This is a genomic window from Streptomyces sp. MnatMP-M17, assembly GCF_900091995.1.
Lineage (GTDB): Bacteria > Actinomycetota > Actinomycetes > Streptomycetales > Streptomycetaceae > Streptomyces.
The window spans coordinates 1-1,395 of record NZ_FMDK01001000.1 but is presented as its reverse complement, the minus strand read 5'-3'; the positions used below and the strand labels follow the sequence as shown (position 1 = coordinate 1,395).

Below are 1,395 nucleotides of genomic sequence, written 5' to 3'. Positions count from 1 at the left end.
GGCGGCCACCGCCTGCGGGGCGGCGGCCAGCAGCCCGCCGAGAACGACGGCGGACAGGGCACCGCCGGTCAGGGCGGCGACGGATCTCTTCTGGTGCATCTTCTGGTGCACTGGGGCCTTTCACACTGTGCGGCGACGACGTACAGCGTGGAGACTCGCGGGGCGGCGGGAAGGTTGCATGGCCGCAGCGGGCGGTCCGCTCCCAGTGCGCCCCGGCCGGCGCGGCGGTGGCCCTCGGCGCCGTCGCGGTCTGCGTCGTCCGCCGCCGCAAGGCCGACTCCGCCGTCTGACGGCACCTGACAGTGGTTGCCGGGCCCCTGGGACCGGACCCGGGGACCGGACCCAGGGGCCGGACCGGACCTGACCGGACCGCCTCAGCCGGGAATGTCGGGATACGACTCGTTCCGCCCCCACTCGGTGTCGCCGAGCGGATAGGTGTACGCGGGCCGCCCCACGTTCCCGCTCGTCCGGAAGGGTTTGCCCTTGTCGTCCAGGCGTACGGCGCCGTGCCGGTCGCCGCTGGACCAGTCCAGCTCCAGGTACCAGCTCACGTTGTGCGTCCGCGCGTCGGCGAAGACGTAGAAGACCTCGGGATCGGACTCACTCACCTTGTACGGGAAGTCGCGCTGCCCAGCCTTGGGCGAGAGCGAGGGCCGGCCGGCATCGAGGTCCACACCGAACGACGTCGTCTCCACGCCACCGCCGCATCCGACGCCCATCTCGAAGTCGTTCCAGGCGAGCGGAGCGCTCTTCTCCACCACCCGTACATGCAGTGCCTCCAGGACGACCGTCGCCTTCCCGGTGCCCTGCACGGTCAGCGCGAGCATCTGCTGCCCGCCGGCGACTCCGCCGAGAGCGTTGACCCACCCGCGGGCGTCCGGCTCGGCCGGCGGCGGAGGCACCTGTTCGGGATTCTGGTCGATCAGGTAGTGCTGGCTGCACGGGTCTTCCCACTTGTACGGATTGACGGCGACGGCGGGCGCGGTGGCCCCGTCCGCGGAACCGTCGCCGCCCTGCGCCGCCGCGGCCTCACGACTCCGGGAGGCGGAGACGGAAGCGGGAGCGGAAGCCGTGGGACTGCCGCTGCGCGAGGCGGACGGCGAGGCCGACCGGCCCTTCGCGCCGCTCGGTTCGGAAGCGTCGGGACTGCTGTCGACGGACTCGGAGGCGGCGGTCCCCACGGACTGCTTCCCGCTCCGGTCGTTATGGCCCTTGTCAGGCACGAGGTTCACCACGAGCGCGGCTGCGGCGACAGCGGCGACCACGGCGGTACCGGCGAGGAGGACGGTACGTCGGCGTCGCGCCACGGGAGCCTTCGCCGGAGACTCCCGCTCGACCTCGGGAACGTCTTCGGCTGCTGCTCCGGCACCGGCTGCTGCTCCGGCACCGGCTGCC

General features: G+C 72.8%; 1 protein-coding gene. It reads right to left on the bottom strand.

Annotation, left to right across the window (positions count from 1 at the left end):
* Positions 1–374 precede the first annotated feature (374 nt).
* A partial coding sequence (locus tag GA0115259_RS34910) for a transcriptional regulator (RefSeq protein WP_237540716.1) occupies positions 375–1,395 on the bottom strand: 1,021 nt, incomplete at its 5' end.